The organism is Streptomyces sp. NPDC032198 (genome assembly GCF_040636975.1).
In the GTDB taxonomy this organism is placed as follows: Bacteria; Actinomycetota; Actinomycetes; order Streptomycetales; family Streptomycetaceae; genus Streptomyces.
In genome coordinates, this window is the sequence record NZ_JBEZVL010000009.1 from 270,521 (window position 1) to 292,304 (window position 21,784).

At 69.5% G+C, this 21,784-nt stretch carries 22 protein-coding genes and 1 riboswitch; of the genes, 7 read left to right on the forward strand and 15 right to left on the reverse strand.

Annotated features, from left to right (window positions below; translation table 11 throughout):
* Nucleotides 1–126: 126 nt before the first annotated feature.
* The 3 genes from AB0E78_RS25085 (at nucleotide 127) to AB0E78_RS25095 (ending at nucleotide 3,962) form a co-directional block, all read left to right on the forward strand.
* The gene (locus tag AB0E78_RS25085) at nucleotides 127–1,440 is read left to right on the forward strand and encodes a PTS transporter subunit EIIC (protein WP_361836472.1); all 1,314 of its coding nucleotides are present in this window, start codon (nucleotides 127–129) and stop codon (nucleotides 1,438–1,440) included.
* 265 nt (nucleotides 1,441–1,705) lie between these two features.
* The gene (locus AB0E78_RS25090) at nucleotides 1,706–2,971 is read left to right on the forward strand and encodes a PTS transporter subunit EIIC (protein WP_361836474.1); all 1,266 of its coding nucleotides are present in this window, start codon (nucleotides 1,706–1,708) and stop codon (nucleotides 2,969–2,971) included.
* 88 nt (nucleotides 2,972–3,059) lie between these two features.
* Nucleotides 3,060–3,962 carry a hypothetical protein gene (locus AB0E78_RS25095; protein ID WP_361836477.1) on the forward strand — a complete coding sequence of 301 codons (903 nt, stop codon included), beginning with the start codon at nucleotides 3,060–3,062 and terminating at the stop codon, nucleotides 3,960–3,962.
* 28 nt (nucleotides 3,963–3,990) lie between these two features.
* Here AB0E78_RS25095 and AB0E78_RS25100 read toward each other — a convergent pair whose 3' ends face one another.
* Entirely contained in the window at nucleotides 3,991–4,743 is a 753-nt protein-coding gene (locus AB0E78_RS25100; RefSeq protein WP_361836480.1) for an MBL fold metallo-hydrolase, read from the reverse strand.
* A 223-nt stretch (nucleotides 4,744–4,966) separates the two neighbouring features.
* On the opposite strand from AB0E78_RS25100, the gene AB0E78_RS25105 reads away from it, so the two are divergent.
* Entirely contained in the window at nucleotides 4,967–5,428 is a 462-nt protein-coding gene (locus AB0E78_RS25105; protein ID WP_361836481.1) for a type II toxin-antitoxin system PemK/MazF family toxin, read from the forward strand.
* Between the two features lie 243 nt (nucleotides 5,429–5,671).
* Here the strand turns inward: AB0E78_RS25105 and AB0E78_RS25110 are convergent, their stop codons facing one another.
* The 10 genes from AB0E78_RS25110 to clpS form a co-directional block, all read right to left on the reverse strand.
* Complete coding sequence (locus AB0E78_RS25110; RefSeq protein WP_361836484.1) at nucleotides 5,672–6,625, reverse strand: cysteine synthase; 954 nt, start codon at nucleotides 6,623–6,625, stop codon at nucleotides 5,672–5,674.
* A 6-nt stretch (nucleotides 6,626–6,631) separates the two neighbouring features.
* Complete coding sequence (locus AB0E78_RS25115) at nucleotides 6,632–6,919, reverse strand: MoaD/ThiS family protein (protein ID WP_361836486.1); 288 nt, start codon at nucleotides 6,917–6,919, stop codon at nucleotides 6,632–6,634.
* A 138-nt stretch (nucleotides 6,920–7,057) separates the two neighbouring features.
* The gene (locus tag AB0E78_RS25120; protein ID WP_336605789.1) at nucleotides 7,058–7,159 is read right to left on the reverse strand and encodes a putative leader peptide; all 102 of its coding nucleotides are present in this window, start codon (nucleotides 7,157–7,159) and stop codon (nucleotides 7,058–7,060) included.
* A gap of 69 nt (nucleotides 7,160–7,228) precedes the next feature.
* Nucleotides 7,229–8,041, reverse strand: coding sequence for an ABC transporter ATP-binding protein (locus AB0E78_RS25125; protein WP_361836489.1), 813 nt, complete (start codon nucleotides 8,039–8,041; stop codon nucleotides 7,229–7,231).
* On the reverse strand, nucleotides 8,038–9,057 hold the full coding sequence (locus AB0E78_RS25130) for an iron ABC transporter permease (RefSeq protein ID WP_361836491.1): 1,020 nt from the start codon (nucleotides 9,055–9,057) through the stop codon (nucleotides 8,038–8,040). Before AB0E78_RS25130 ends, AB0E78_RS25125 begins: the two co-directional genes overlap by 4 nt.
* 65 nt (nucleotides 9,058–9,122) lie before the next feature.
* A complete protein-coding gene (locus tag AB0E78_RS25135; RefSeq protein WP_361836493.1) occupies nucleotides 9,123–10,097 on the reverse strand; it encodes an ABC transporter substrate-binding protein in 975 nt (324 codons plus the stop codon).
* A 44-nt stretch (nucleotides 10,098–10,141) separates the two neighbouring features.
* Nucleotides 10,142–10,299, reverse strand: a riboswitch (cobalamin riboswitch).
* Nucleotides 10,263–10,685 carry a M67 family metallopeptidase gene (locus AB0E78_RS25140; RefSeq protein ID WP_361836495.1) on the reverse strand — a complete coding sequence of 141 codons (423 nt, stop codon included), beginning with the start codon at nucleotides 10,683–10,685 and terminating at the stop codon, nucleotides 10,263–10,265. (Overlaps the previous riboswitch by 37 nt.)
* A gap of 83 nt (nucleotides 10,686–10,768) precedes the next feature.
* Complete coding sequence (locus tag AB0E78_RS25145; protein WP_361836498.1) at nucleotides 10,769–12,235, reverse strand: amino acid permease; 1,467 nt, start codon at nucleotides 12,233–12,235, stop codon at nucleotides 10,769–10,771.
* A 361-nt stretch (nucleotides 12,236–12,596) separates the two neighbouring features.
* The gene (locus AB0E78_RS25150) at nucleotides 12,597–13,193 is read right to left on the reverse strand and encodes a DUF2017 domain-containing protein (RefSeq protein ID WP_361836500.1); all 597 of its coding nucleotides are present in this window, start codon (nucleotides 13,191–13,193) and stop codon (nucleotides 12,597–12,599) included.
* An 11-nt stretch (nucleotides 13,194–13,204) separates the two neighbouring features.
* On the reverse strand, nucleotides 13,205–13,519 hold the full coding sequence (gene clpS / locus AB0E78_RS25155; RefSeq protein WP_361836503.1) for an ATP-dependent Clp protease adapter ClpS: 315 nt from the start codon (nucleotides 13,517–13,519) through the stop codon (nucleotides 13,205–13,207).
* An 80-nt stretch (nucleotides 13,520–13,599) separates the two neighbouring features.
* Between clpS and AB0E78_RS25160 the strand changes: the two genes are divergently transcribed.
* Entirely contained in the window at nucleotides 13,600–14,928 is a 1,329-nt protein-coding gene (locus AB0E78_RS25160; protein ID WP_361836506.1) for a nicotinate phosphoribosyltransferase, read from the forward strand.
* Between the two features lie 147 nt (nucleotides 14,929–15,075).
* Nucleotides 15,076–15,660: an isochorismatase family protein gene (locus AB0E78_RS25165; protein ID WP_361836509.1), complete on the forward strand. Its 585-nt coding sequence runs from the start codon at nucleotides 15,076–15,078 to the stop codon at nucleotides 15,658–15,660.
* A gap of 16 nt (nucleotides 15,661–15,676) precedes the next feature.
* On the opposite strand, the gene AB0E78_RS25170 is transcribed toward AB0E78_RS25165, so the two are convergent.
* Nucleotides 15,677–16,006: a hypothetical protein gene (locus tag AB0E78_RS25170; RefSeq protein WP_361836511.1), complete on the reverse strand. Its 330-nt coding sequence runs from the start codon at nucleotides 16,004–16,006 to the stop codon at nucleotides 15,677–15,679.
* A gap of 156 nt (nucleotides 16,007–16,162) precedes the next feature.
* Nucleotides 16,163–18,574, reverse strand: coding sequence for an immune inhibitor A domain-containing protein (locus AB0E78_RS25175; RefSeq protein ID WP_361836514.1), 2,412 nt, complete (start codon nucleotides 18,572–18,574; stop codon nucleotides 16,163–16,165).
* A gap of 474 nt (nucleotides 18,575–19,048) precedes the next feature.
* Between AB0E78_RS25175 and AB0E78_RS25180 the strand changes: the two genes are divergently transcribed.
* Entirely contained in the window at nucleotides 19,049–19,342 is a 294-nt protein-coding gene (locus AB0E78_RS25180; protein ID WP_361836800.1) for a hypothetical protein, read from the forward strand.
* A gap of 101 nt (nucleotides 19,343–19,443) precedes the next feature.
* Here the strand turns inward: AB0E78_RS25180 and AB0E78_RS25185 are convergent, their stop codons facing one another.
* Together AB0E78_RS25185 and AB0E78_RS25190 are read right to left on the reverse strand one after the other, a co-directional pair.
* The gene (locus tag AB0E78_RS25185) at nucleotides 19,444–20,121 is read right to left on the reverse strand and encodes an RDD family protein (protein ID WP_361836517.1); all 678 of its coding nucleotides are present in this window, start codon (nucleotides 20,119–20,121) and stop codon (nucleotides 19,444–19,446) included.
* Between the two features lie 98 nt (nucleotides 20,122–20,219).
* Nucleotides 20,220–21,755 carry an RDD family protein gene (locus AB0E78_RS25190; protein ID WP_361836520.1) on the reverse strand — a complete coding sequence of 512 codons (1,536 nt, stop codon included), beginning with the start codon at nucleotides 21,753–21,755 and terminating at the stop codon, nucleotides 20,220–20,222.
* Nucleotides 21,756–21,784: the final 29 nt, after the last annotated feature.

The following is a 21,784-nucleotide window of genomic DNA, read 5'->3' on the forward strand; positions in this document are numbered from 1 at the left end:
GCAGTCGTACCCAATGATGACGATCAAGGTGCCACTCCTGCGGGGACGGCACCGCACTCGTTCCGCAACTGGTCTACACCAGTTTTCAACGACCGCCAAACCTGGCTTGTTCCGGAGGGGACGCCCATGAGTTCCAACGCAGCGGCGGTACCGCAGAAGAAGTGGTGGAACGGCCTGTTCCAGGGCCTGCAGAAGATGGGCCGCAGCCTCCAGCTGCCCATCGCCGTGCTTCCCGCGGCGGGCATCCTCAACCGCCTCGGCCAGCCGGACGTCTTCGGTGCCGACGGCCTCGGCTGGGACAACGTCGCCAAGGTCTTCGCGGCGGCGGGCGGTTCCCTCCTGGACTCCACCCTCGGTCTGCCGCTGCTGTTCTGCATCGGTGTCGCGATCGGCATGGCCAAGAAGTCGGACGGCTCCACGGCGCTCGCCGCGGTCGCGGGTTTCCTCGTCTACTACGCGGTGCTTCGCGCGTTCCCCGACGACTGCCCCGCCGACACCACCTTCGGCGGCGCGGGGATGTGGGGCGGCGTCTGCGTGGCGGAGGACGGGACGGTCGCGCAGGCCCCGTACCAGAATCCGGGGGTCTTCGGCGGCATCGTGATGGGTCTGCTGGCCGCGTGGTTCTGGCAGCGCTACCACCGCGTGAAGCTGGTCGACTGGCTGGGCTTCTTCAACGGCCGCCGTCTCGTGCCGATCATCATGGCCTTCGTCGGTCTGGTCTTCGCGGGTGTCTGCGTGTGGATCTGGCCGCCGATCGGTGACGGTCTGACCAGCTTCTCCAAGTGGCTGGTGGACCTTGGGTGGTTGGGCTCCGGAATCTTCGGCGTGGCCAACCGTGCGCTGCTGACGATCGGTCTGCATCAGTTCCTGAACACGTTCGTCTGGTTCCAGTTCGGCGACTTCACGAAGCCGGACGGCACGATCGTGCACGGTGACATCAACCGGTTCCTGGCGGGCGACCCGACGGCCGGTCAGTTCACTTCGGGCTTCTTCCCGATCATGATGTTCGCGCTGCCCGCGGCGGCCCTGGCGATCACGCACGCGGCCCGCCCGGAGCGTCGCAAGGTGGTCGGCGGGATGATGCTCTCGGTCGGTCTGACGTCGTTCGTCACGGGCATCACGGAGCCGATCGAGTACTCGTTCCTCTTCATCGCGCCGCTGCTGTACGCGATCCACGCGGTGCTCACCGGTGTCTCGATGGCGGTGACGTGGGCGCTGGGGGTGAAGGACGGCTTCAGCTTCTCGGCGGGCTTGATCGACTACGTCATCAACTGGAGTCTGGCGACCAAACCCTGGCTGATCATTCCCATCGGGCTCGCGTTCGCGGTGGTGTATTACGTCTTGTTCAGCTTCGTGATCCGCAAGTTCAACCTGCCTACGCCGGGGCGTGAGCCCGAGGAGGAAGCGGAAGCGCTGGACGCGGAGCAGACGAAGGCTTAGCCGCTGGCAGGGCTCGCGTCGCGGGCTCGCGCAGGTCACAGCCGGAAGACCCTTGGACCCTGTGGTCCAGGGGTCTTTCGACGTTAATTTCACGTTATGGCGGACCCCACAAATCTCGTGGGTTCCTTACGTCACCTTCACCGTGCTACAACAGGTCTACACCACTAATTGGTGTAGACCACGCGGCCGTCCGCCGCGGCCCCCGGAGACGCCGCCGTCCCCATCTTCCATGTCCTAGGCGGCGCCTTGCCCACTGGAGGAAGTTGTGTCCACGGCCAGTGCCGCCCCCGCGGCCGACAAGAAGAAGGGCGCAGGCGCGATGGCTGTCATGCAGCGCATCGGCCGCAGCCTCATGCTGCCGGTCGCCGTGCTGCCCGCAGGCGCCCTGCTCATCCGCCTCGGCCAGCCCGACATGCTCGGCCGCGAGTCCTTCCCCGCGTTCATCACCAAGATCGCCACGTTCATGGCGGCCGGCGGCAGCGCGATCATCGACAACATGGCGCTGCTGTTCGCCGTCGGCATCGCGATCGGCTTCGCCAAGAAGTCGGACGGCTCGACCGCTCTCGCGGCCGTCACCGGCTACCTGGTCTTCCAGAAGGTGCTCGGCACCTTCACGGACAAGAACCTGCCGAAGGTCGCCACCGCCGTCGACGGCAAGGTCGTCATGGTGGACGCCCCCGTGGACGCCAAGGTCCTCGGCGGTGTGGTCATGGGCATAGTCGTGGCCCTGCTGTACCAGAAGTTCTACCGGACGAAGCTGCCCGACTGGGCGGGCTTCTTCGGTGGCCGCCGTCTGGTCCCGATCCTCTCCGCCTTCGCGGGTCTGTTCATCGGCATCATCTTCGGCTACATCTGGCCGGTCCTCGGCACGGGTCTGCACAACTTCGGTGAGTGGCTCGTCGGGTCGGGCGCCGTCGGCGCGGGCATCTTCGGTGTCGTCAACCGTGCGCTGATCCCCGTCGGCATGCACCACCTGCTGAACTCCTTCCCGTGGTTCCAGGCCGGTTCGTACGAGGGCAAGAGCGGCGACATCGCCCGCTTCCTCCAGGGCGACCCGTCCGCGGGACAGTTCATGACCGGCTTCTTCCCGATCATGATGTTCGCCCTCCCGGCGGCCTGCCTCGCGATCGTCCACTGCGCACGCCCCGAGCGCCGCAAGGTCGTCGGCGGCATGATGTTCTCCCTCGCGCTCACCGCGTTCGTCACCGGCGTGACCGAGCCGATCGAGTTCACGTTCATGTTCATCGCCCCGGTGCTGTACGCGATCCACGCGGTCCTTACCGGTGTCTCCATGGCCCTGACCTGGGCGCTCGGCATGAAGGACGGCTTCGGCTTCTCGGCCGGTGCGATCGACTTCTTCCTCAACCTGGGCATCGCGACCAAGCCCTGGATGCTCGTCCTGGTCGGCCTCTGCTTCGCGGTGGTCTACTACGCGATCTTCCGCTTCGCGATCCTCAAGTGGAACATCCCGACGCCGGGCCGCGAGTCCGACGAGGAGCTCGCCGAGCTCCAGAAGGCCGAGGCCAAGTAGCCTCCCGCCCCACTTCGGGACGTAAGCCCCGCACCGTTGCGACCAACGGTGCGGGGCTTTGTCATGGTCTGCGGCTTACGGTCGAGGTATGAGCACCCCCCGCATCCTCGACCTCGACCGCGACCAGCTCTCCGCCCTGCGCGGTCGCGCCCTCACCGCGTCCGTGGCCGCCGCCGAGGGCCGCACCATGGTCGGCGAGGTGTTCGCCGACCGGGCCGCCCTCGTTCCCGTGCCCGGCATGCCCGGTGTGCACAACGCCGAGCTCGTCGCGGCCTTCGGCGCCGACATCGTCGTGCTGAATCTGATCGAGCGGGCCTGGGACGGCGAGCGGCTCGACCTGCCGGGGCTCGGCACGTTCGACTCCATCGCCGGGCTCGCCGCCTTCATCGGGCGGCCCGTCGGCATCAATCTGGAGCCCGGTGACGTCCCCGAGATCCGCCGTGCCAAGCCCGAGTACGCCAGACGGCTGATCGACATGGGTGCGGCGATGCTGTGCCTGACGGCGAATCCGGGGACGGGCGGTTCGTACGAGGGGCTCGCGCGGGTGACCGAGGAGCTGAGGCGGGGCCTCGGGGACGACGTCGCGCTGTGGAGCGGCAAGATGCATCACGCCGGGCATCCGGAGCGGGTCACGGCGGCGCGGCTCACCTCGCTCGTGGACGCGGGCGCCGACGGTGTCGTGATGCCGCTGCCGGGGACGCTGCCCGGTGTCACCAAGGAGCTGGCCGCCGAGGCGGTGGCCGCGGTGCAGGACGCGGGGGCGGTGGTGATGGGGGCGATCGGAACCAGCCAGGAGGGCAGCCACGCGAACGTCGTGCCGCAGCTCGCCCTGAACGCGAAGGAAGTGGGCGTCGACGCCCACCACTTCGGGGACTCCTACCTGCCGGGCATGTGCGATCCGGAGGTCATGTACGCGTACTCGGTCGCGGTCCGCGGCCGCCGCCACACCTGGAACAGGATGGCGCTGGGCGGCCGCGGGAGCAGGCGCTAGGTCAGGGGGTCCCCAGGTCGGCGGCTCGCTAGATCTCGTAGCTGCGGCCGGGGGCCGCGAGCTCGACCGGTCCGTCGTAGACCGCGCGCGCGTCCGCCAGGTTCACCTGGGGGTCCGTCCACGGCGGGATGTGGGTGAGGACGAGGCGCGAGGCGTTCGCGCGCCGGGCGGACTCCCCCGCCTCACGGCCGTTGAGGTGCAGGTCGGGGATGTTCTCCTTGCCGTGCGTGAAGGCCGCCTCGCAGAGGAACAGGTCGGTGTCGGCGGCCAGTTCGTCGAGCACGCCGCAGACACCCGTGTCTCCCGAGTACGTGAGGGACCTGCCCCCATGCTCGACGCGGATGCCGTACGCCTCGACGGGGTGGTGCACCTTCTCCGTACGGACCGAGAAGGGGCCGATGTCGAAGGAGGCGGGCTTCACGGTGTGGAAGTCGAAGACCTCGCTCATCGAGGAGGCGGAGGGGGTGTCGGCGTACGCGGTGGTGAGGCGCTGTTCGGTGCCCTCGGGTCCGTAGACCGGGATGGGGGCGCAGCGGCCGCCTTCGTGCCGGTAGTAGCGCGCCACGAAATAGGCGCACATGTCGATGCAGTGGTCGGCGTGGAGATGGCTGAGGAAGATCGCGTCCAGGTCGTACAGACCGACATGGCGCTGCAGCTCGCCGAGGGCACCGTTGCCCATGTCGAGAAGCAGCCGGAAGCCGTCGGCCTCTACGAGGTAGCTCGAACAGGCCGAGTCCGCGGACGGAAACGACCCCGAGCAGCCGACGACGGTGAGCTTCATGGAGCGGAAACCTCCGGGGGCGAAACGGGGGTTGTGCGGGGGCTTTTGCGGGGGCTCGCGAAGGCCTGCGAGAGGCTCTTCGAGGAGTTCTGCGGTGCGTCGAGCGTAAGGCGCAAAAGGTCCGGTCGCTCCTCCGTCGTGGGCCGTTGTGGGAGAACTCACCTGCTCTGTCACCGGTTCGGGGGGCGCGCGGGGCGGGGTGCGCGCCGGTACCGTCTGCGGTATGGATACGTCGTGGTGGCTCGCGCTGGCGGCCGTGGTGGTGCTCGCCGTGGTCGCCGCGGTGGTGGACGGCTGGGGTCGCGGCCACCGCGGTCCGCGCGGCCGGACCACCCGTCCGCCGAGCCGTCCGCGGGGCCCGCGGCGCCGTCCGCCCGCGCCGAAACCGGCGGAGATCTGGTGGGCGCGGGTGCCGTACGAGGACGGCCCCGGCGGCAAGGACCGGCCCTGTCTCGTGCTGTCGGTGCGGGGCGGGAGCGCGGTCGTCGCGAAGATCACCAGCAAGTACCACGACGAGCGCCCCGGGGTGATTCCGCTGCCGCCGGGTTCCGTGGGGGACGCGCGGGGCCGCGCGAGCTTCCTGGAGACGGACGAGCTGCGGGACGTGCCGGTGTGGGAGTTCCGCAGACAGGCGGGGATCGCGGATCCGGCGCTGTGGGATCAGGTCAGGTACTTGGCGGGGTAGCGGAACGGACCTCCAGCCCGTCCGGCGGCGGATCTCCGGCCGCCCGGCAGGGGATTTTCAGCCCGGTCGGCGGGAGGACGAACTCGGCGGGGCAGGTGACATGCGGTGCCGTCGAACCGGGCGTCGCCCGACTCCGCGGCGGGGCAGGGCGCGAAAACGCCGGGCAGGCCGAAGAATCTCAGCCCGTCCGGCGTTTGAGGACGAACGCGGCGGAGCCGGTGATGAACCCGCTCCGCCGGGCGCCTAAGCCCAGAGCTGGCCCTGCAGTGTCTCGATGGCCGCTTCGGTCGTCGTCGCCGTGTAGACGCCGGTCGACAGGTACTTCCAGCCACCGTCGGCCACCACGAACGCGATGTCCGCGGACTCCCCCGCCGCCAGCGCCTTCTTGCCGACGCCGATCGCGGCGTGCAGCGCGGCGCCGGTGGAGACGCCCGCGAAGATGCCCTCCTGCTGGAGGAGCTCCCGGGTGCGCGTCACCGCGTCCGCCGAGCCGACCGAGAAGCGGGTGGTCAGGACGGAGGCGTCGTACAGCTCGGGGACGAAGCCCTCGTCGAGGTTCCGCAGGCCGTACACGAGGTCGTCGTAGCGCGGCTCCGCGGCGACGATCTTGATGTCCGGCTTCTCCTCGCGCAGGAAACGGCCCACGCCCATGAGCGTGCCCGTCGTGCCGAGGCCCGCCACGAAGTGGGTGATGGAGGGGAGGTCCGCGAGGATCTCGGGGCCGGTCGTCGCGTAGTGCGCGCCCGCGTTGTCCGGGTTCCCGTACTGGTAGAGCATCACCCAGTCCGGGTGCTCCGCCGCCAGCTCCTTGGCGACGCGTACCGCCGTGTTCGAGCCGCCGGCCGCCGGGGACGGAATGATCTCCGCGCCCCACATGGCGAGGAGCTCACGCCGCTCCTGCGAGGTGTTCTCCGGCATGACGCACACGATGCGGTAGCCCTTGAGCTTGGCCGCCATGGCGAGCGAGATGCCCGTGTTGCCGGACGTCGGCTCCAGGATGGTGCAGCCGGGCGTCAACCGGCCGTCCTTCTCCGCCTGTTCGACCATGTGCAGCGCCGGGCGGTCCTTGATGGAGCCGGTGGGGTTCCGGTCCTCCAGCTTCGCCCAGATGCGGACGTCCTCGGACGGGGACAGGCGCGGCAGGCGGACGAGGGGCGTGTTGCCCACGGCCGCCAGCGGGGAGTCGTAGCGAGGCATCCGGGATCAGACCATGCCGCCGGCCACGGCCGGGAGGATCGTGACGCTGTCGCCGTCCGTGAGCTTGGTGGAGATGCCGTCCAGGAAGCGGACGTCCTCGTCGTTCAGGTACACGTTCACGAAGCGGCGCAGCTTGTCGCCGTTCGCCGGGTCGATGAGTCGCTCGGCGATGCCCGCATGCCGCGAGTCGAGGTCGGTGAAGAGCTCGGCGAGGTTGTCCCCGCTGCCCTCGACGGCCTTGGCGCCGTCGGTGTAGGTGCGGAGGATGGTCGGGATGCGGACCTCGATGGCCATGGCTTGGGCTCCTGTCGGGGGAAGTCACGTGGGTGGGCGCGCGGCGGCCCGGTGGTGCGGATGCGTCAGTTCGGGTGCGTAGGCGTCAGGCGTTACGCGGAGGTGGCGCCGCGGCTCACGGCCGTACGGCGGCGGCTGTCAGCGCGAACAGATCGCGCTGGAGAGCCTGCACAAATCGACGTGCAGACGCGCAACGAGCAGCATGCCCGGCATCTTGTCGCTCACGTCGTGGGGAACCATGCGGTCATCGTATCGATTCCCGGTCCGGGTTCTGGAATGTGATCTCGCATGGTGGACAGATTGCGTCCATCACGTGGATGACGGGGGACGCGGCCCAGCTGGGGGCAGGTAGGTGACCGTCGGAGCGCCCGTGGCCGGATGCACCGCCACCTCCGCCGTCACGCCGTACACCTGCGCGAGGAGCTCGCTGGTCAGGACCTCCTTCGGCGCTCCGGACGCGACGAGGCGGCCGGCGTCGAGGACGTACAGACGGTCGCAGTAGTACGCCGCCAGATTGAGGTCGTGCAGGGCGAGGAGATTCGTCGTGCCGAGCGTGCCGAGGTCACGGACCAGGGAGAGGATCTCCAGCTGGTAGCGGATGTCCAGGTGGTTGGTCGGCTCGTCGAGGACGAGGACCGCGGGCTGCTGCACCAGCGCCCTGGCGACCAGCGCGCGCTGGCGCTCGCCGCCGGAGAGCCCGGCGAAGGCGCGGTGCGCGAGGTCCGCCGCGCCGACCCGGTCAAGGGCCTCGCCGACCAGGGCGGCGTCGTGCGCGGTGTCCGCCTCCCAGAAGCGTTTGTGCGGGGAGCGGCCCATGGCGACGATCTGCCGGACGGTGAGCTCGAAGCCGGTGTGTCCGTCCTGCGGGACGGTGGCGATGCGGCGGGCGCGGTCCTTGGCCGAGCGGGCGGCGAGGTCGTCGCCGTCCAGGAGCACGCGGCCGCCGGTGGGCGTGAGGGTGCCGTAGACGCAGCGCAGGAGGGTGGTCTTGCCGCTGCCGTTGGGGCCGACGAGGCCGATGGTCTCGCCTCGGGCGGCGTGCAGGGTGACGTCGTCGACGAGGGTCTTGTCGCCCACGCGGTAGGAGAGCGCGTCGGTGCTCAGGACTGCCGGGTCGCTCATGCGGTGGCCTCCGTACGGTTCCTGCGCAGCATCCAGAGGAAGAACGGGCCGCCGGTCAGCGCGGTGAGCACGCCCACCGGGATGTCCTGCGGCGCCGCGACCGTGCGGGCGGCGAGGTCGGCGGCCACCAGGAACACCGCGCCCATCAGGGCCACCACCGGCAGGAGCGTCCGGTGGGCGGCGCCGACGAGCATCCGGGCCGCGTGCGGCATCAGCAGGCCCACGAAGCCGATGGCCCCGCTGTACGCGACGAGTACGCCGGTCAGGAGCGAGGCGAGGACGAAGACGGCGGCGCGGAAGCGGGCCGTGTCGAGGCCGAGGACGGTGGCGCCCTCCTCCCCCACCAGGAGCAGGTCCAGGGGGCGGGCGAGGGCGACGAGCAGGGCCGTGCCCGCGATGAGCGCGATGCCGGGCAGGGCGAGCATGTCCCAGCGGGCGCTGCCGAGGCCGCCGAGGGTCCAGTACAGGACTTCCTTGAGGTGGTCGGCGCTGTCGGCCGTGATCAGGATGAGGCTGGTCAGCGCGGAGAGGATGTACGAGACGGCCACTCCGGCCAGGATCAGGCGGCCGGTGGCGAATCCGCCGCCGCCGGATCTTGCCAGGGTGTAGACGACGAGCAGCGAGAGCAGTGCGCCGGCGAAGGCCGCGGCGGGGAGGGTGACGGTGGTGGCGAGGCCCGCGCCCAGGCCGAAGACGCTGCCGAGGACGATGACGGCCACCGCTCCGGCCGAGGCACCGGAGGAGACGCCGAGGAGGAAGGGGTCCGCGAGGGGGTTGCGCACCAGGGCCTGGAGGACGGTGCCGATGACGGCGAGCCCCGCGCCCACGGCTGCGCCGAGCAGGACCCTGGGGAGTCTTACGTCCAGGACGATGGTGCGGAACGGGGAGGGTTCCGCGCGGCCGGTCAGGATCGTCAGGACCTCTGACGCGGGGATCCGGACGGAGCCGAGGGCCAGGCCGGCCACCGTCGCGGCCAAGAGGGCGAGCAGAAGCCCGGCGACGACGGTGCCGTACATCACCGGCTCCGCCGAGTTCGTCCTCGAACGCCGGACGGGCTGGGAGCGGCTCCGCGAAAGCCCCTTCACAGCTGGTCCGCCAGCTTCGCCACCGCCCCCGGTGCCCTCACCCCCACCACCGCGTCCGACAGCGGCAGTACCGCGAAGCGCTTGTGCTTGATGGCGGGGACGTCCGCGAGGACCGGGTCGTCCAGGAGGCGCTTCTTCTTCTGGGCCACGGTCGTGCCGCCGTAGTCGAGGATCACGATCACCTCGGGGTCGCGGTCGACCACCGTTTCCCAGGAGGCGTCGCCGAAGGACTTGTCGAGGTCGGCGAAGACGTTGCGGCCGCCCGCCCGCTCGATGATGTCGTTGCCGATGCCGCGGCCGCCCGCCGTGAACGCGGTCTTGTCGCCGCTGTCGTAGACGAAGACGGGGACGGGCTCGCGGCCCTTCGTCTCCTTGGCGGCGTCCTTCAGGTCGCGCCGCGCCTGGCCCACCCACGTGTCGGCCCGCGCCCGCACCCCGAAGGTGGAGCCGACCTCCCGCACCTCGCGGTAGACGTCGTCCATGGTCACGGGCTTCTTCGCGCAGCCCTCGACGTTGAGGCGGCTCTCGATGCCGGACTTGGCCAGGGCCCCGCGACTGCGGCCCTCGCCCGCCAGGAAGGCGCTCGCGTAGCCGCCGTAGACGAAGTCGGGGCCGGCGGCCAGGAGCTTCTCGTAGGAGGGGTATTCCTTGGCGAGGACCGGGGTGTCGGCGTAGGCCTTCGCGTACTTCGGCAGGACCTTGTCGTCCAGGTAGGCGGTGCCCGCGATGCGGTCCTTCAGGCCCAGTTCCAGCATCACTTCCGTCGCGTGCTGGTTCATCGTCACGGCGCGCTTCGGGGGTGCTTCGTACGTCGTCTTCACGCCGCAGTTGGTGACCGTGTACGGGAATCCGGCGGCTTTCGCGGCGGGCTTGCCCGCTTCGGTTTCCGTGCCGGAGTCGGCGGCGGACGAGCAGGCGGTGAGCGGGACGAGCAGGGCTGCGGCCGCGAGCAGGCGTATGGGGCGGGACATGGCTGAGCTGCCTCCTCCAGGGGATTTCCGCGTCCCCTGCGTCGTGGGAGAAGAAGGCGGCAGGTCAGTTCCTGACTGCCCCGCCCGCGAAGGGTGGGGTCACAGTGGCGGGACCGTGCCGGATTCGCACCGGCTTCCTGGGTCCTGCCGCCTCAAAGGTGAAGCTCAGTATGCCTGGACGACCTTCACCTCTTCTTCGGTGACCTCGCCGTCCACGATCCGGTAGGAGCGGAACTGGAACTCGCCCGCGTCGTCGGTGTCGGCCGTGGAGACCAGGACGTAGTGGGCGCCCGGTTCGTTGGCGTACGTGATGTCGGTGCGCGAGGGGTAGGCCTCGGTCGCCGTGTGCGAGTGGTAGACGATCACCGGCTCCTCGTCGCGGTCGTCCATCTCGCGGTAGAGCTTGAGGAGGTCGCCCGAGTCGAACTCGTAGAACGTGGGCGAGCGGGCCGCGTTCAGCATCGGGATGAAGCGCTCGGGGCGGCCGGTGCCCTCCGGGCCCGCGACCACACCGCAGGCCTCGTCGGGGTGGTCCTGGCGCGCGTGCGCGACGATCTGGTCGTGGAGGGCCTGGGTGAGGGTCAGCATGGCAGCCAGGATAAGCAGAAGGGCCGATCCGTACCGAAGAGTGGTACGGACCGGCCCACATGCTGGGATGCAGCCTTACGGCACTACTTCACCGCGTCCTGCGGCGCGGTCTCACCGCTGGGCGCCTGCGGGGCCCGGCGCTGCATGATCAGGTAGCCGACGCCCAGGATGAGCGCCCAGACGGGAGCCGCGTAGAGGGAGATCCGCGCGTCCTTGTCGATGCCCATCATCACGATGACCATCGCGATGAAGGCGAGCGCGAACCAGCTCGTGTACGGGGCGCCCGGCGCCCGGAAGGTGGACTGCGGCAGCTCGCCGCGGTCGGCCTTGCGGCGGTACTTGATCTGGCAGACCAGGATCATGATCCAGGCCCACATGCCGGAGATGGTCGCGAAGGAGACGACGTAGTTGAACGCCTCGCCCGGCCACTGGTAGTTGATCCAGACGCCGACCAGCATCAGTGCGGCGGAGAAGGTGGTGCCGACCAGCGGCAGGCCGTTCTTCGTGAGCTTGGTGAAGAACTTCGGGCCCTGGCCGTTGATCGCCAGGTCACGCAGCATGCGGCCGGTGGAGTACATACCGGAGTTGCAGGAGGAGAGCGCGGCCGTCAGGACGACGAAGTTGACGATCGCGGCGCCGACGCCGAGGCCCATCTTGTCGAAGGCGGCGACGAACGGCGAGACGCCCGGCACGAACTCCGTCCACGGCACGACCGAGAGGATCATGATGAGCGCGCCGACGTAGAAGACGGCGATGCGCCACGGCACGGTGTTGATGGCCTTGGGCAGGACGGTCTTCGGGTCCTTGGACTCGCCCGCGGTGACGCCGACGAGCTCGACGGCGAGGAAGGCGAACATGACGATCTGGAGCGTCATCAGCGTGGAGCCGATGCCGTTCGGGAAGAAGCCGCCCTGGTCCCACAGGTGGGTCACCGACGCGGTGTCACCGGCGTCGGAGAAGCCGATGGTGAGGATGCCGGCGCAGATGAGAATCATGCCGATGATCGCGGTGACCTTGACCATCGAGAACCAGAACTCGAGCTCACCGAAGAGCTTCACCGAGATCAGGTTGGCGCCGTACAGGATGACCGTGAAGATCAGCGCGTATCCCCATTGAGGGATGGAGTCATGTGTCCAGTACTGCATGTACTGGGCGGCCGCCGTGACTTCCGTGATGCCGGTGACGACCCAGAAGAGCCAGTACGTCCAGCCGGTCACGTACCCGAAGAACGGGCCGACGAATTCACGCGCGTACTCCGAGAAGGAGCCCGACACGGCGCGGTACATGAGCAGCTCGCCCAGGGCCCGCATGATGAAGAAGATGACGAGGCCGGCGATGGCGTACGCCAGGATGAGGCTGGGGCCTGCCTTGTGAATGGCCTTGCCCGCGCCGAGGAACAGGCCGGTGCCGATGGCACCGCCGATCGCGATCATCTGGATCTGCCGGGCACCGAGCCCGCGCTGATAACCCTCGCCTGACGAACCGGACGAACCGCCCGCTCCGTCGGCCTCATTGCCGTCGTGGTGCTCTTCGACCTGCACTGAGGTCATGGTGACGCCTTTCTCCACGCCGATCCGTGCCCGCAGTCTGCGTATGGCCACGGATCAGGTCCTGATCCCCCCGGATATGGATGGAGTGCTACCGGCGGTCTGCCGGCCCGAGCGCCATCGGTGACATGGGTGGCGTCACCGAGTGGTCGTGAAGATTTATCACGGCCGCAACAGTGATCGAAGGGGCGGCGTGTGGCCCACACCACGAGAAGAACCGGACAAAAGTCCCTTGCCGCATCAAAAATGGGCATCGGAGTGACACGATCGTTATCCGGATTTGAGCGTCCGATGAGCGAACGGGAGGTAACCGCTGCTACATACAACGACTTCGCGGGCGGCCCGGCCGGTTTTGGTGTGACTTCTAACCGATGAGGGTGCCGACCAGCGTCTCCTGCAGACCACCGAGCCAGAGATAGGCCATCACCATCGGCTTGCGCGGGTCGGAGTCCGGCAGCTGATAGAGGAGGTCCGTGTCCTCCTCGTCGGTCACCTCGAGGCGGGCGCCGATCGCGAGGCGGAGGTCGTTGAGCGCGCCGAGCCAGTGCCGCGACTCTTCGGCGGACAGCTTGAGGACGGCGCCGCCCTCGCCCGTCGACGTCATGGCGTCCAGGCTGCGGATCACCACGAGGGCGTCGTCGCGCTTCTTGGCCCGCAGGTCGTTCTCTGTGAAGCGCCTGAACTCCGAGGAGTACGCGCGCAGTTCGTCCTCATCCGCCTTCTCGCTGCCGGGACCGCCATACGCGTCGGGCAGCAGCCGCTGGAGGACCGGGTCGGTGGGCGGCTCGCTGGGGCCCTCCGCGAACAGCTCCGCGAGAGGGTCGTCGGAAGCGTCCTCGGCGGGGCCCGGGCCGATCAGCTCCAGGAGCTGCACGGCGAGCGACCGGATGATCGAGATCTCGACCTCGTCGAGCGCGACGGCCGCGCCGCCCCCGGGAATGGCTTCGAATTGTCCTGGCATCAGATGCGTCGCTACTTCCGGTCCTGCTGGAGGGTGGCCCACAGACCGTATCCGTGCATGGCCTGTACGTCGCGCTCCATCTCCTCGCGGGAGCCGGTGGAGACGACCGCGCGGCCCTTGTGATGGACGTCCATCATCAGCTTCGTGGCCTTCTCCTTCGAGTACCCGAAGTAGGACTGGAACACATAGGCCACGTAACTCATCAAATTGACGGGGTCGTTATGGACGAGCGTGATCCATGGGACATCCGGCTCCGGGACGGCGAAGGTCTCTTCGGCCGATTCGGGGCGGGTGATCTCTGCGGGAGCCGTACTCACCTGTCCCATGCTGCCACCCGCAGGGGGGCCTCGCACAAATGGACTCAGGAAATCGTCAGAGTGACGAGATGCGGGGTAGCATCCTTCGTATGAACACAGCGGACCTTGGGCTGCCGGTGGATGTTCCGTCGACCGCGCTCTTCACGGATCACTACGAGCTCACGATGCTGCAGGCCGCGCTGAAGGCCGGCACCGCCGACCGGCGCTCCGTCTTCGAGGTCTTCACGCGCAGACTGCCCGAGGGGCGCCGCTATGGAGTGGTGGCCGGAACCGGCCGGGTCCTGGATGCCGTGGAGAACTTCCGCTTCGACGCCGACGTCATCGGATTCCTGCGCGAGCGCCGTGTCGTGGACGAGGAGACCCTCCAGTGGCTCGCCTCGTACCGCTTCGGCGGCGACATCTGGGGCTATCCGGAGGGCGAGGTCTACTTCCCGGGCTCGCCGATCCTGCGCGTCGAGGGCTCCTTCGCGGAGTGCGTGCTCCTGGAGACGGTGATCCTCTCCATCCTCAACCACGACTCGGCGATCGCGGCCGCCGCATCCCGGATGGCCTCGGCCGCCGGGGAGCGCCCGCTGATCGAGATGGGCGCCCGCCGCACGCACGAGCTGGCGGCCGTCGCCGCCTCGCGCGCCGCGTACGTCGGCGGCTTCACCACCACGTCCGACCTGGCGGCCGGCTTCCGCTACGACATCCCCACGGTCGGCACGTCGGCCCACGCCTTCACCCTCCTGCACGACAACGAACGTGACGCCTTCCAGGCCCAGGTCGACTCCCTTGGCCCCGGCACGACCCTGCTCGTCGACACGTACGACGTGACCGAGGCCGTCCGTACCGCCGTCGAGGTGGCCGGGCCCGAGCTCGGCGCCGTGCGCATCGACTCCGGTGACCTGCTCCTGGTCGCGCACCGGGTGCGCGACCAGCTGGACGAGCTCGGCGCGACCAAGACGAAGATCGTCGTGACCTCCGACCTCGACGAGTACGCCATCGCCTCGCTCGCCGCGGCGCCCGTGGACGCGTACGGCGTGGGCACGCAGCTCGTCACCGGGTCCGGGCACCCGACCTGCTCGATGGTCTACAAACTGGTGGCCCGCGCCCACTCGGCGGACCCCAAGGCCCCCCTTGAGCCGGTGGCCAAGAAGTCGCTGGGCGCCAAATCGTCCGTGGGCGGCCGCAAGTGGTCCGCCCGGCGGCCCGACGAGCACGGGGTCGCCGAGGCCGAGGTGATCGGCACGGGCGCCGTGCCCGTGGAGCTCGCCGACCACCAGCTCCTCGTCGAGCTGGTCAAGGGCGGTGAGGTGGTGGCGCGCGAGCCGCTGGACACCGTGCGCGAGCGGCACGCGGCGGCGCGGGGGCGGCTTCCCCTGTCGGCCACGCAGCTGTCGAAGGGCGAGCCCGTCATTCCGACGGAATACGTCTGATTGTGCGCCGGAGCGGAGAGAGGGCGTTCGAACGCCCTCTCCCGCATCGCGTGCGAAGTCTCTACGCTCGGTTCATCCGGCCGAGTCCCCTCCCCCTCCCCGACCTCCCCCCACACCTACGAGCCTTGCCGAGCCGAAGGACACCCGATGCGCCGCGCCCTGATCGTCGTCGATGTGCAGAACGACTTCTGCGAGGGCGGCAGCCTCGCGGTCGCGGGGGGTGCCGACGTGGCCGCCGCGATCACCGAGCTGATCGGCCAGGCGCCGGCGGGCTACCGGCACGTGGTGGCCACCCGTGACCACCACATCGAGCCGGGCGACCACTTCTCCGACCAGCCCGACTACGTCCGCTCCTGGCCGCCGCACTGCGTGGCGGGCACCGAGGGGACGGGGTTCCACCCGAACTTCGCGCCGGTCGTGGCGTCCGGGGCCATCGACGCGGTGTTCGACAAGGGGGCGTACTCCGCCGCCTACAGCGGCTTCGAGGGGGCCGACGAGAACGGCGTGTCGCTGGCCGACTGGCTGCGGGACCGGAAGATCACCGAGCTGGACGTGGTGGGGCTCGCCACCGACCACTGTGTGCGCGCCACGGCGCTGGACGCGGTCCGGGAGGGGTTCGCCACCACGGTCCTGCTCGACCTGACCGCCGGGGTCTCCGAGAAGTCCACCGAGCGGACCATCGAGGAACTGCGGGCGGCCGGGGTCGAGCTGACCGGGAAGCCGGTCGTCTAGCCCCGCGGTGCCGCCCTCACACCTCGGAAGGGCTGACGCCCGGTCTCTGGCGCTTGAGGGCCCTGATGGGGTGCCACAGCTCGGCCGCGCCGTCCGGCGCCGTACGCCATATCAGGCCGTCCGGGTGGTGCAGCACCGCCGTGATCTCGTCCGGCGTGGGCGGCTCCGCGTTGCCCCGCAGATAGACGGCTCGCATGCCCAGGTTCCGCAGCCGGGTCAGCGCCCTCGCGCGGTTCACCGCGTGGACGATCATCCGGACGTTGCCGCCGCCCATGACCGGGCTCGGCAGGGTCAGGGCCACCACCACGCTGCCGTTCGGCAGCTTGCTGAAACCTCCTGCGGACATGGCTGGTCACACCCCCGTGAGACGTCGCACGAGGCCCAGGTCCGATACAGCCGAGCCTCGTGTCAATAAGAAATCCACAGGACGCACCTAAACACGATCGGCCGCCGCCCGCTAGAGGGCGACGGCCGATCATGGCTTGACCTGCGAAAACGCTAATTACTTCTTGGAGGGGCCGACCTGGACCGTGATCGAGGAGCCATCCTTCGGCTGCTTGATGATCTTGATCTGGGTGTTGGTGTCAGTGACCTTGACACTTCCCGTGCCGTTCTCCTTGTACCAGTAGGTGCCCTTGTGGTCGTCGAAGACCGGGACACCCTTCTGGGACTTGATCTTCAGCGCGACGTCCGCGTTGTGGAGCGTGAACTTGTCCGTCGCGAACTTGCTGAAGGGCGCGTCGAACGGCTGGATCTTGTTGCGGAGGAGCGTGCCGTCCTTCCACTTCAGCGGCTTGGCGTGCGCGTCCACCGGCAGGATCAGGCCCTGGCCGGGGTGCGCGCTGGTGTTGTTGTCCTTCTGCGAGGTGTCCCACTGCCAGACCATGAGGCCGGTCTGGTACGGGTAGTGCTCCACCCAGTCCGGACGGGACGCGGAGAAGCCGAAGTTGTACGGGCCGGCCTTGAGGGTCTTGTCGTACGACACGTACTGGCGGTTCTCGGCGAGGTAGTACTGGTCGTAGTTCTTGGTGAAGGACTCGCCGATGCGCGAAAAGCCCTTCGCCGTCCAGCCGTTGTCGTCGCCCTCGGCGCCGTCCTCGAAGACCTTGGCGCCGTCCGCGGTGACCGCGAGCGCGTCGGCCGCGAAGCCCTTGCCGCCCGCGCCGCCGTCCGTCGAGTAACGGAAACGGACGTCGATCTTCTTGCCGGCGTACGCGTCGAGCGGGAACGCGAGCTTCTTGTACGCGCCCGAGACACCGGTCAACGCGGGCTTGTCACCGGCGTCGCGCGTGATGGGCTTGCCGTCGGCGGTGCCGTCCACGGGCGTCCAGTTGGCGCCGCCGTCCGTCGACACCTCGGTGTAGAGGTAGTCGTAGTTGGCCTCGATGTCCCACCACCCGTCGAGCGTGAGCTCGGCCTTGGACTTGCCGGTCAGGTCGACCGGGCGCGTCAGGGTGTTCTTGAGGTCGTCGCCCTGGTCGCTCCACCACTGCTTGGAGCCCTCGGTGGGCTTGGTGACCTTGGTGGTGACGGCCTTCTTCGGCAGGTCGACGACGAGCGCCTGGCGGTGGCGGGTGTTGTACTCCGAGACGCCCAGCTTGTGCTCGGACGTCGTCGCGGCCTTGGCCTTGGCGTAGTCGAGCCAGCCCAGCTGGAACTTGTCCCAGGCGGTCATGTCGCCGGGCAGGTCACCGATGGCGTCCTTGCCGGTGCCGAGCCAGGAACCGGCCGACATCAGCGACCAGAAACCGACCGAGTTCTCGCCCTTGCCCGAGGTGTCGTACAGGTCGGGCAGGCCCAGGTCGTGGCCGTACTCGTGGGCGAAGACGCCGAGGCCGCCGTTCTCCGGCTGCATCGTGTAGTCGCCGACCCAGATGCCGGAGTCACCGATCTGCGTGCCGCCGGCCTTGTTGTTGCCGGGGCCGGTGTTGCCCGCGTCGTTGCCGTACGCGTACCAGCGGTGCGCCCACAGGGCGTTCTCGCCCTCGGCGCCGCCGCCGGCCGACTCGTCCTCGCCCGCGTGCACGAGCTGGAAGTGGTCGATGTAGCCGTCCGGCTCGTTGAAGTTGCCGTCGCCGTCGAAGTCGTAACGGTCCCAGAGGTCGTACTTGGCGAGGTCCGCCTTGATCTGGGCGTCCGTGCGGCCCTGGGCCTTCTGGTCCTTGGTCCAGGCGGTGACGCCGTCCTTGACCGCGTCCCAGACGTTCGGGCAGTTGGTGTCGCCGCAGTAGTTCGAGCCGTAACGGGCCTCGTTGTAGTCGACCTTGACCCAGTCGGAGACCTCACCGTCGACCGAGTAACGGCCGGACGAGGTCTTCTCGTAGTAGGTCTTCAGGGACTCCTTCTTCTTGCCCGTGGAGTCCTTGCCCTCACCGAAGTAGAGGTCCTGGAAGTGCTTCTTGTTGTAGTCCTTCTGCCAGGCCGTGCTGTTGTCCTTCGCACGGTCCGGCCTCGCTATCTTGTTGTGCGCCGGCCCGGGTGCGCCTCCGTACTTCTTGACCGGCGCCTCAGGACCCTCCGGACCGTCGGGGTCGTACATGGTGGTGTCGTCCACCTTGTCCCCGAACTCGACCAGGATCGTGAAGATCTTGTCGGTCTTCTCCCGGCCCAGCTCGACGTACTTCTTGTCGTCGAGCTTCACGACCTGGGAGCCGCCGCGCTTCTGGACCTTGGCGTCGCCCTTGACGAGCTGCTGAAGGGCCGCCTGCCGCTCCTGGGCCTGCTGCTTGCTGAAGGGCCCGTCGAGGTCGTGGTCGACCTGCGCCTTGGTCCTGCCCGGGTCCTGCCGGTCGATGGCGGGAGCTCCGGTCGGCCCGCTGTCGGCCGATGCGGCGGCTGCCGAGAACGTGGCGGCTGCCGTGGCCATCGCCACGGCAGCCGCGGTGGCTCTGAACGTCCGTCTTCTGACTGTCACTTGATGCTGTCCTCCCCCGCGTCCGCGCGAAGGCGGGCCGAGGTCCCGGTCGGAGGAGGTCCGCGCGCGATACGCGTCACAAGTGACGACATTGGACCGGAGATGCGGGAGAAAAGACAGACCTTGACTTGAACAGGCCAAGTACACTATGCAGGCCCGTGGATCCGTTATCCGGACACGTGCGCCCGCCCGTCGGCATGGTCAACAGGCGCGTCCCACCGTCCACTTGGTGGACGTCATGAACCCGTGCGCCCCCTGTGCTGCCGCACCGTGGGTTAGGTCACGCTTACCGCCCGTTCCCGTCGGGCATGCAGCGGAATAGAGTCAATCGACGGTGCTCTACAGCGCGAGGCGGCACTTCTCAAGTCGGCGCAGCCGAGCACCCTTTGATTCGTTTACAGCTTCACATTGGGCTCGACTACCCCCGCATCCGCTGTCCCGAGGACGGATTACGCCATGCCTCGTCCCATGCCGCTGCCTCGTCCCACCCCTGCTCAGGTCACCTACGGCACGCTGACGGTCATCTTCTCGACGCTCGCCATGCTGCTGCTCTCGCAGACGAGTTCGGGGGTCGGCGTCGCGGTGATAGCCGTCGCCGCGCTCGGCCTAGGGTTACTGGTGGCCATGACGGTGCCCCAGCCGAAACCCGCGGCCTCACCGGCCGCACGTGTCGCTCCCGCCACCCGGGCCACGGACGAGCGCGTCCCGGCCCAGCGGGCCTCCGCTCCCCTGCTGGCCGAGTCCGTACGCGAGCCGGCGGGCCCGTGAGGAACACGAGCCCGCCGGAACCGCCGCTTCTGCTGCCGCACCTGTTGCCGCCGCGGTAGCCGTTTCCTTCGCCGTCAGCCGATCGCCGCCGGCGGTCGCCGTCAGCCGGTGCTGACCACCACCGTCTTGGCCGCCTTGTCGTGCAGGCCCTGCTTGTAGGGCTTGTCGAAGAAGCTCCAGCCGCCGCAGATCGCCGTCCAGATGCAGGCGCAGCAGAACGCGAACGGCAGCCAGAGGACGGCCGCGCGGACGAGCGCGGTCTGCAGGGTGGGGGTCGCCCCGTCGTTGAGGTTCGCGACCCGCAGCCCCAGCCACTTCTTGCCCAGGGTCTGGCCCGTCCTGGAGATCATGAAGCTGTCGTACGCGATGTAGAGCACGGCGGCGAGCAGCGACTGCCCGAAGCTCTTGCCGTACTGGACCTTGTCCGGGTCCACGTCGAACTCGTTGGTGCCGAAGCCCCAGGAGAGCAGCCAGACGACCACCCCGACGAGGATCATGTCGAGGATGCGGGCGAGCACCCGCTTGCCGCTCTCCGCCAGGGGCGGCATACCGGCGAGAGGGTCGTTCCCTCCGCCGTACGCACCTCCGCCGCCGCTCCCCCCGTAGGGATCTCCACCGCCGCCGTACGGCGGGGGCGGCGGCGGTGTGCCATACGGAGAGCCGCCGCCGGGCGGGGGTGTGTCGTAGGGAGAGCCGCCGCTGCCTTGCGGGGGCTGCTTCTTGAAGGGGTCGTTGTCGTCGTCGGGGGGCGGCGGGTATTGCGGCGGTTCGGTGCTCATGGGCCGAGTCGACCGCGAGTGTGCCGGGGGCGCATCCGGCGAGCGGCTGTCCGGGTTAAGCCCCTCGCGCAAACGTCCTCGAACGCGTGCGGGGGGCCCTAGCCCGCCACAAACGTTCCCGCAGCCTTGTCGTGCCAGCACTGGCGCCACGGGCGGTCGAACAGCCCCCACAGCACGCCGACGACACCGATCAGCAGGACGCCCGGCACCGCGTAGACGAGCCACCGCTTCAGCGCCGACCCGAACGTCGGCGTCTCGTGCTCCTCCATGTCCCGCACCTGGATCCCCAGCACCTTCTTGCCGAGCGTCCGCCCCCACTTGGCCGTGGGCAGTACCTCGTAGACGACGCCGAAGAGGAGCAGCACGGCCAGGACCATGCCCAGGTACCCCGCCGTGGTGCCGTCGAGCAGCCACACGGTGACCTTCTCGCCGGACAGCTTCGCCGCGTCGATCTTGCTGTCGACGTGGTCGGCGGCCTTCGTGCCGAGCGGCAGCGCCGCGGCCCCGGTCACGGCCACCAGGACGACCGTGTCGATGAGCCGCGCGGCGAACCGCCTGCCGAGGCCCGCGGGCCGTCCCGCGGCCTGGTTCTGCGCCATCGCGAGGAACGGGTCGCTGGCCACCGGCTTCCACGGCACGACGGGCTGCTGCTGGCCGTCCCCCTCGGCGAGCTGGTGCACCTGCTGCGCCCACGAGGGCGAGCCGCCACCGGGTCCCGAGGTCACCGGCGAGGCCGCGCCACCGGGCGCACCGCCCTGCTGCGGGACGGTGGGCTGGACGGGGGCAGGCGCGGGCGCAGGGGCCGGAGCAGGGGCGGGGGCGGCGGCCTGGGGTGGTACGGCGGCCTGCGGGGGCGCCGGGGTCTGCGCTGCCGCGCCGGACGACTTCGGGCGCAGTGCCCGGATCGCCATGGTGCCTTCGGTGGCGGGTGGGGTTGCGGCGGGCCGCACGGGCCCCGTGGGCCTGCGGAACGTCACGGTGCCCTCCGTCGAGGGCTGCTCCTGCCTCTCCTGCTTCGGCGGAGTGTTTGACGCGCCCGGCTTGATCGCCCGGATCTGCACCGTGCCGGGCCCGTTCGCCGCCGGAGAAGGAGACGGGACAGAGGGGGAAGCGGCAGAGGAAGCAGAAGGGGCGGCGGAGGCGGCGGGAGGGGATTCCGCCGGGGTCGGGCCGCTCGGCGTGCGCGGGTCCCGCGGGTCCCTCGGCTCTCCGGCCCCCGAAGCGCTCCGCTGCTCGGGCCCGCCCCAGGAGATCCGGCGCTCCTGTTCACCGCCGAGCCCCGTCTGCCGGGCCGCGTCAGCCTGCCACGCGGAGGCGGGCTCGGGCCTCGCCCCGTGCTGCGAGACATCGGCATCGGCCGCGCCGCCCGACGGCTCGGACGACGGCATGGGCTCCTCGTCGAAGAAGTGCGGCCCGGTCTCCTCCGTGGGCAGCGGCGCCGCCGCTCCCGCGCCCGCTCCCCCACCCGCGCCCGGAGGCGCGGGGAGCGATTCGCCGTCGGTCGGGGCGGGACGGCTGGTCCCGGGCACCCAGGCCGCGCCGTTCCAGTACCGGACATATCCGGGAATGGACGGATCGGGGTAGTAGCCTTCGCGGGGCCTGTCGTCGCCTGGGGCCGGAGTTGGGGCGCTCATGTCCGTCGTCCCGTATCTGCTCGGGGGTC

Bases quoted from the DNA above. Each gene is read 5' to 3' on its own strand.
- AB0E78_RS25085 (WP_361836472.1), top strand. From the start codon at position 127: ATGAGTTCCAACGCAGCGGCGGTACCGCAGAAGAAGTGGTGGAACGGC.
- AB0E78_RS25095 (WP_361836477.1), top strand. From the start codon at position 3,060: ATGAGCACCCCCCGCATCCTCGACCTCGACCGCGACCAGCTCTCCGCC.
- AB0E78_RS25100 (WP_361836480.1), bottom strand. From the start codon at position 4,743: ATGAAGCTCACCGTCGTCGGCTGCTCGGGGTCGTTTCCGTCCGCGGAC.
- AB0E78_RS25105 (WP_361836481.1), top strand. From the start codon at position 4,967: ATGGATACGTCGTGGTGGCTCGCGCTGGCGGCCGTGGTGGTGCTCGCC.
- AB0E78_RS25110 (WP_361836484.1), bottom strand. From the start codon at position 6,625: ATGCCTCGCTACGACTCCCCGCTGGCGGCCGTGGGCAACACGCCCCTC.
- AB0E78_RS25115 (WP_361836486.1), bottom strand. From the start codon at position 6,919: ATGGCCATCGAGGTCCGCATCCCGACCATCCTCCGCACCTACACCGAC.
- AB0E78_RS25120 (WP_336605789.1), bottom strand. From the start codon at position 7,159: ATGGTTCCCCACGACGTGAGCGACAAGATGCCGGGCATGCTGCTCGTT.
- AB0E78_RS25125 (WP_361836489.1), bottom strand. From the start codon at position 8,041: ATGAGCGACCCGGCAGTCCTGAGCACCGACGCGCTCTCCTACCGCGTG.
- AB0E78_RS25130 (WP_361836491.1), bottom strand. From the start codon at position 9,057: ATGTACGGCACCGTCGTCGCCGGGCTTCTGCTCGCCCTCTTGGCCGCG.
- AB0E78_RS25135 (WP_361836493.1), bottom strand. From the start codon at position 10,097: ATGTCCCGCCCCATACGCCTGCTCGCGGCCGCAGCCCTGCTCGTCCCG.
- AB0E78_RS25140 (WP_361836495.1), bottom strand. From the start codon at position 10,685: ATGCTGACCCTCACCCAGGCCCTCCACGACCAGATCGTCGCGCACGCG.
- AB0E78_RS25145 (WP_361836498.1), bottom strand. From the start codon at position 12,235: ATGACCTCAGTGCAGGTCGAAGAGCACCACGACGGCAATGAGGCCGAC.
- AB0E78_RS25150 (WP_361836500.1), bottom strand. From the start codon at position 13,193: ATGCCAGGACAATTCGAAGCCATTCCCGGGGGCGGCGCGGCCGTCGCG.
- clpS (WP_361836503.1), bottom strand. From the start codon at position 13,519: ATGGGACAGGTGAGTACGGCTCCCGCAGAGATCACCCGCCCCGAATCG.
- AB0E78_RS25160 (WP_361836506.1), top strand. From the start codon at position 13,600: ATGAACACAGCGGACCTTGGGCTGCCGGTGGATGTTCCGTCGACCGCG.
- AB0E78_RS25165 (WP_361836509.1), top strand. From the start codon at position 15,076: ATGCGCCGCGCCCTGATCGTCGTCGATGTGCAGAACGACTTCTGCGAG.
- AB0E78_RS25170 (WP_361836511.1), bottom strand. From the start codon at position 16,006: ATGTCCGCAGGAGGTTTCAGCAAGCTGCCGAACGGCAGCGTGGTGGTG.
- AB0E78_RS25185 (WP_361836517.1), bottom strand. From the start codon at position 20,121: ATGAGCACCGAACCGCCGCAATACCCGCCGCCCCCCGACGACGACAAC.
- AB0E78_RS25190 (WP_361836520.1), bottom strand. From the start codon at position 21,755: ATGAGCGCCCCAACTCCGGCCCCAGGCGACGACAGGCCCCGCGAAGGC.